This window comes from Streptomyces sp. NPDC054847 (assembly GCF_053610925.1).
On the sequence record NZ_JBSGZJ010000431.1, the window covers coordinates 1 to 6,082 of the forward strand.

Sequence of the window (6,082 nt, forward strand, 5' to 3'; positions counted from 1 at the left end):
TCCTGGAGGGGCGCGTACTGCGGTGAGTGGTTGTACGCCACCCCCGGGGGCAGCCCGCCCCCGACAAGGGTCGCCGGATCGGGGTCCGGGAACAGCGCCGGATCCGCCCCGCCGAAGTGCCAGAACACGGAAGGCACCCCCATGGCGGAGCCGAACGCGCCGAAGTCCTCGCTGCCGGTGATGGGCTGAGGCAGCGTCCAGACCTGACCCGCCCCGAGCACCGACTCGAGCCCCTCGACCGCGGTGGCGGTCGCGTCGGCGTCGTTGACGGTCAGGGGGAAGCTGTTGAGGCGGGTGAACTCGGGCTCCTTCGGCGCGTCGGCAGCGAGGGCCTCCGCCCGTACGATCCGCTCGACGGCCGAGAGCACCCGGGTGCGGACGGCGGGGTCCGAGCTGCGGATGTTGATCTTCATTTCGGCGGTGTCCGGGATGATGTTCTCCTTGGTCCCGCTGTGCAGGGAACCCACCGTGACGACGGCGGCCTGGTTCGCCCCCACTTCACGCGACACCACCGTCTGGAGACGCATCACGACCGCCGCTGCCATCACCACCGGATCGACCGTGTTCTCCGGCGCCGACCCGTGGCCGCCCCGGCCGAAGAGTCGTACGGCGAAGCTGTCGGAGGCGCTCATGACCGCGCCCGGCCTGGTCGCCGCGGTGCCCGCGGGAATGGGGCCGACGTGCTGTGCGAGGCACACGTCCGGGCGGGGGAAGCGTTCGGCGAACCCGTCGTCGATCATGGCCTGCGCCCCGCTGACCTCCTCGGCCGGCTGGAACACGGCGACGACGCTGCCCCGCCAGGCGTCCCGGTGGGCGGCCAGCAGAGCCGTCGCGCCGAGCAGGCAGGTGATGTGCATGTCGTGTCCGCAGGCGTGCATGACGGGTACTTCGTTGCCGTCGGCGTCGACCCCCGTGCGCGTGGACGCGTAGGGCAGGCCCGTCGCCTCCCGCACGGGCAGGCCGTCCATGTCCGCCCGGAGCAGGACGACGGGCCCGTCGGACACCCTGAGCACGCCGACCACGCCGGTACCACCGACCCCCTCGGTCACGTCCCATCCCTGCTCCCGCAGCCACCGGGCGACGATGCCCGCTGTGCGGACCTCCTGGAAGGACAGCTCCGGATGGGCGTGGAGGTCCTGGTAGAGCTCGCGCAGGGCGGGGAGTCGTGCGTCCAGTCCGGCGAAGACGGATGGTGCCTCGGTCACGGGTGCGTCCTTTCCACGACGGGTCCTCAGACGTACGCACCCACTTTCTCAGCCGGTCGGGTCCTGTCGGCGTGGGACGGGTGACTCCTTGATGAACCGGCGCAGTTCGGCGCAGAGGGCGCCGGGGTTGTCGAGCTGGACGAGGGTGCGGGCGTCCGGGATCTCGACGTACTCGCCCCGCGGCAGCAGGGCGGCGAGCCGGCGACCGGTCTCGTGCGGCATCATGCGGTCCTCCGCTCCCCACGCGACGAGGGCGGGTCCTTGGAAGTCGCGCAGTCGCTCCGCCGCCCGCAGGTAGGTGTCCTTCCGCGTGCTGTGGAGGAAGGCGGCGAAGTCCCGCCTGATCCTCTTGTCGGTGAGCAGGGGGCCGTACCAGCGGCGGACCAGCTCGTACGGGATCGGGTGCCGGGCCATGCCGCCGAGCGAGTTGGGCAGCCGGACCAGCAGAGGCACCCGGAAGGACTGGAGCAGCAGGAAGATGCCGCCGGGTACCCGGCTCAGGAACTGCAGGGTCCTGCCCTGCACTCCGGGCGGATAGTTGTCCAGCGCCTCGCAGGAGGTGAGGACCAGCCGGTGGACGCGCTCGTCGCGCACGCCGACGAGCAGTTGGGCCGTACCGGCGTCGTTCTGGACCAGGGTGACGTCCCGAAGGTCGAGCCGTTCGAGGAACTCGGCCAGCAGGTTCGCCACGCCCTGCGCCGACAGGTCGGCACCCGGGCGCATCGGCCGGCGGTGGCTCCCCATTGGCAGCACGGGGACCACGACCCGGAAGTCGGCACGGAGACCGTCCACCACCGCCTGCCACACCGATTCGTCGAAGCCGAGTCCGTGCACCAGCACCACGGTCTCGCCGCTTCCGCCGGTGTCCGTGTACTCCACGACCCCGGCACTCAGTTCGATCTCATGCATCGGCATCCCCTACTGGATCGATCGATCTAGTGAGAGACTATCCGAGATGAGAACGACAGGCGACACACGAGCGCGCATCCTGGCCGCTGCCACCGAGCTCTTCCGGCGTCAGGGCTACGCGGCCACGGGCATGAAGCAGATCCTCACGACGGCGGGCGCGACCTACGGGTCCGCCTACCACTTCTATCCCGGCGGCAAGAGCGAGCTCGGTGAGGACGTGGTCCGCACGTCGGGCGCCGCCTACCTGGCGCTGATCGGCGAACTGTTCCAGGACCGGGCCGCCGACCCGGCCGAGACGACCGCGCGGGCGTTCACCGGGGCGGCGCAGACGCTGCTCGATCTCGACTACGCGGACCCGTGCCCCATCGCCACGATCGCCCTGGAGATCGCGGGCACCGACGAGGCACTGCGGGTGGCGACCGCGGAGGTGTTCGAATCGTGGACCGACACCCTCGCCGCCTTCTACGGCTCCTTCGGCATCGCCGATTCCCGCGCGACGTCACGGTCGGTGATCGCGCTGCTCGAAGGCGCCTTCATGCTCGGCCGGTCCATGCGCTCCACCGCCCCGGTGCTCGACGCGGCCCCCGCGGCGGCCGCGATCGTCCGTGCCGCCGCCGGCCGGCCCCTGGTCGCGGGTCGGGCCGAAGGGGAGGCGCTGTGATCGTCGTCGCCGGTGAGGCGCTGATCGACCTCGTGCCGCAGGCCGGTGGTGAGCTGCCGGCTCCCCTGCTGCCCGCACGCGGCGGCGGCCCCTACAACACCGCCGTCGCGCTCGGCCGGCTCGGCGCCGACGTCTCCTTCTGCTCCCGGATCTCCACCGACGCCTTCGGCGAGTCGCTCATCGGCCGGCTGCGTGAGGAGGGGGTGGACACCGCACTCGTGCAGCGCGGCCCCGAGCCCACCACGCTGGCCGTCGCGGCGATCGGCCCCGGCGGCTCCGCCGCCTACACCTTCTACGTCGAGGGCACCGCGGACCGTCTCTTCACCGTGCCGCCCGAGCTGCCCGCCGCCACGCGCGCCCTGTCGCTCGGCACCTGCTCGCTGGTCCTCGAACCGGGCGCGAGCGCGTACGAGGAGCTGATGCGACGGGAGGCGGCGCGCGGCGTCTTCGTCGCCCTCGACCCGAACGTCCGGCCCGGTCTCATCCCGGACGCGGACGCCTACCGCGCCCGGTTCAGGAGCTGGCTCCCGCACGTGTCGATGCTCAAGCTGAGCGAGGAGGACGCCGACTGGCTGGGGGCCGACTTCGGGGCCTGGCTCGCCGCGGGTCCCGCGGCGGTGGTGCTCACCCGTGGCGGGGACGGGCTCACGGTCCTCACCCGGGACGGCGGCCGGTTCTCCGTCCCCGGGGAGCGGGTCCGCGTGGTGGACACCATCGGGGCGGGCGACACCGTGAACGCGGCGCTCCTGCACGCCCTGTCCGAGCGGGAACTGCTCTCGCCCGGAGCGCTCGGGTCGCTGTCACCGGACCGCTGGCGCGAGGTGCTGGGATTCGCGGCCAGGGCCTCGGCGCTCACCTGCACGAAGGCCGGGGCCGAACCTCCGTACGCCCACGAACTGCGCGCGGCGGGGACCGGCCTGCCGCCGGGGGCCTCGTGACGGTCCGACAGCTCTGAAACGGCCGCCGGGGAAACTTCCCGCCGGTGGCGGAACCCCAGGGTGTCCGACGCCTTGTGGGCGCGCCGGAGCGGGGTACCCGCGTTAGTGTCGCCGATGAGGCGCGGCAGCCACGCCCGTGGGGGGATCCTTCGCAGCAAGCGAGAGAGGACGCCAGGACATGGCACACGGCGGGAACGTCATCCAGGAACTGACGGCCGACCACCGAGAGGTCGACCAGATGTTCGCCGAGATCGAGGCCCAGGCCGCCGGAGACGCGCGGCGGCGGGAGCTGGCGGACGAACTGACCAAGGAACTCGTCCGGCACTCCGTCGCCGAGGAGGAGTACCTGTATCCCGCGGTCCGCCGCTTCGTCGACGACGGCGACGACCTGGCGGACGAGGAGATCTCGGACCACGCCCAGATCGAACGCATGCTCAAGGAGCTCGAGGGCTGCCAGGCCGACGATCCCCGGTTCGACACCCTGATCACGCAGCTGAAGACCGCCGTGACCTCGCACGTCGCCGACGAGGAGAAGCGGCTGTTCCCGCTTCTCGCCGAGTCGTGCAGCGCGGACCTGCTGATGGAGCTGGGCGACAAGGTCCGCAGGGCCAAGCAGAGTGCCCCCACCCGTCCGCACCCCTCCACGCCGGACACCGCCCGGGCCAACAAGCTGCTCGCTCCCGGCATGGGCATGGTGGACCGGGTCCGCGATCTTCTCACCGGGCGCGCCACCGGCTAGGCCCGGCCCGTGCCGCGCGCCCTTCCGGCCCATACCCTCATACCCGACCGCACCGCGTACCCGGCCAGTCCCGGGTACGCGGTGCCGCTCGTCAGACCTGGACGCCCGGTACGCCGTCCTCGACGACGACGCTGGCGCGGGTGGACACGGGAGCGCCCGGCCGGGTCACGTACGGCAGGACGCGGAAGTCGCTCGTCCAGCGCTCGGGTTCGACACGCACCCGCACGTAGCCCCGCTGGGCGTTGAAGAACTTCATGTGCGGGTTGGCGGCGAGGAACCTGGTGCCCTCGGCCGTCATGTCGGCGCCGTCGCCGCCGCTGGTGACGGACGTCCCCACGAACTCGCTGCCCACGGTCGCCGACCCGGGGTCCTCGTAGTCGCGCTTGAGGTCCCAGGCGTAGTTCTGGTGGCGGTCGCCGGTGATGACGACGAGATTGCGCACTCCCCGTCGCTCGGCCTCCGCAAGGAGACGGTTCCGCTCCGCGACGTAGCCGTCCCAGGGGTCCATCCAGACGGTCGTGCCCGGTCCCGGGTCCTGGTCGGTCTGGCCCATCGGCGCCTGGTTGCCCAGCACCTGCCAGCGGGCGGCGGAGCGGCTGAAGCCGTTCAGGACCCAGTCCCGCTGACGGTCGCCGAGGAGGCTGCGGTCAGGGGCGAAGCGGTCGGCGCAGTCGGCGGAGGCGCCGTCGCCGCACGGCTGGTCGTCGCGGTACTGCCGGGTGTCGAGCATCGTGAAGTCGGCGAGCCTGCCGTAGGAGAGCCTGCGGTACATCTGCACGTCGGGGCCCTGCGGCAACTGGGCGCGACGCAGCGGCGCGTGCTCGTACAGGGCCTGGAAGGCGGCCGCCCTGCGCTGCGTGAACGCCCGCGGGTCCTGGTCCTTCTCCGGGATGCCGTCGGCCCAGTTGTTCTCGACCTCGTGGTCGTCGAAGGTCATGATCCACGGGAAGCGGGCGTGTGCCTGCTGGAGCGGCGCCTCGGACTTGTAGAGACCGTACTGGAGGCGGTAGCGGGCGAGGTCGACCGTCTCCGTGTGGAACCTCGGGTCGGTGACCACACCGCGCCTGTTGGACTGGATGCCGTACTCATAGAGGTAGTCGCCGAGGTGGACCACCAGGTCGAGGTCCTCCTGCGCCATGTGCTCGTAGGCGGTGAAGTAGCCGTCCTGCCACGCCTGGCAGGAGGCGAACGCGAACTTCAGGTCCCGGGGGCTGCTCCACGGCGGCGGGGTGGTCCTGGTGCGGCCGACGGGTGAGACGTACGAGCCGGCACGGAAGCGGTAGTAGTACTCACGGTCCGGCAGGAGCCCGTGTATCTCGGGGTGGACCGAGTGTGCCAGCTCCGGTGTGGCGACGACGCTCCCCCGGCGGACGACCCGCCGGAACCGCTTGTCGTGGGCCAGCTCGTACTGCACGCGGACCGGCCGGTCCGGCATGCCGCCCTTGCCGTCCTGCGCGAACGGCTCCGGGGCCAGTCTCGTCCACAGCACCACACCGTCGGAGCGGGGCTCGCCGGACGCGACGCCGAGGGAGAACGGATCGTCCTTCATGACCGGCGAGGCGAACGCGGAGCCGGAGCCCCACTCGCCGGTGCCGAGCATCAGTGCGGCGGCGCCTGCGCCGCCGAAGCC

6 protein-coding genes are annotated in these 6,082 nt (G+C 71.9%); 3 read left to right on the top strand and 3 right to left on the bottom strand.

Annotated elements, in window-relative coordinates:
- Nucleotides 1–1,205, bottom strand: a 1,205-nt coding sequence (locus ACWGH4_RS29260; RefSeq protein WP_453466217.1) for an amidohydrolase, incomplete at its 3' end; no start/stop codon positions are given.
- 48 nt (nucleotides 1,206–1,253) lie between these two features.
- Nucleotides 1,254–2,114 carry an alpha/beta fold hydrolase gene (locus tag ACWGH4_RS29265; RefSeq protein ID WP_441262414.1) on the bottom strand — a complete coding sequence of 287 codons (861 nt, stop codon included), beginning with the start codon at nucleotides 2,112–2,114 and terminating at the stop codon, nucleotides 1,254–1,256.
- 46 nt (nucleotides 2,115–2,160) lie between these two features.
- Between ACWGH4_RS29265 and ACWGH4_RS29270 the strand changes: the two genes are divergently transcribed.
- The 3 genes from ACWGH4_RS29270 (at nucleotide 2,161) to ACWGH4_RS29280 (ending at nucleotide 4,452) form a co-directional block, all read left to right on the top strand.
- On the top strand, nucleotides 2,161–2,775 hold the full coding sequence (locus ACWGH4_RS29270; protein ID WP_453466219.1) for a TetR/AcrR family transcriptional regulator: 615 nt from the start codon (nucleotides 2,161–2,163) through the stop codon (nucleotides 2,773–2,775).
- Nucleotides 2,772–3,713 carry a carbohydrate kinase family protein gene (locus ACWGH4_RS29275; RefSeq protein ID WP_453466221.1) on the top strand — a complete coding sequence of 314 codons (942 nt, stop codon included), beginning with the start codon at nucleotides 2,772–2,774 and terminating at the stop codon, nucleotides 3,711–3,713. The genes ACWGH4_RS29270 and ACWGH4_RS29275 overlap by 4 nt, the downstream gene beginning before the upstream one ends.
- A gap of 178 nt (nucleotides 3,714–3,891) precedes the next feature.
- Nucleotides 3,892–4,452 (top strand): hemerythrin domain-containing protein, encoded by a 561-nt coding sequence (locus ACWGH4_RS29280; RefSeq protein WP_441262411.1) that lies wholly within the window; start codon nucleotides 3,892–3,894, stop codon nucleotides 4,450–4,452.
- A gap of 91 nt (nucleotides 4,453–4,543) precedes the next feature.
- Here the strand turns inward: ACWGH4_RS29280 and ACWGH4_RS29285 are convergent.
- The coding region (locus ACWGH4_RS29285; protein WP_453466224.1) for an alkaline phosphatase D family protein at nucleotides 4,544–6,082 on the bottom strand (1,539 nt) is incomplete at its 5' end.

Coding starts and splice junctions, on each gene's coding strand:
- ACWGH4_RS29265 (WP_441262414.1), bottom strand. CDS start 2,114: ATGCATGAGATCGAACTGAGTGCCGGGGTCGTGGAGTACACGGACACC.
- ACWGH4_RS29270 (WP_453466219.1), top strand. CDS start 2,161: ATGAGAACGACAGGCGACACACGAGCGCGCATCCTGGCCGCTGCCACC.
- ACWGH4_RS29280 (WP_441262411.1), top strand. CDS start 3,892: ATGGCACACGGCGGGAACGTCATCCAGGAACTGACGGCCGACCACCGA.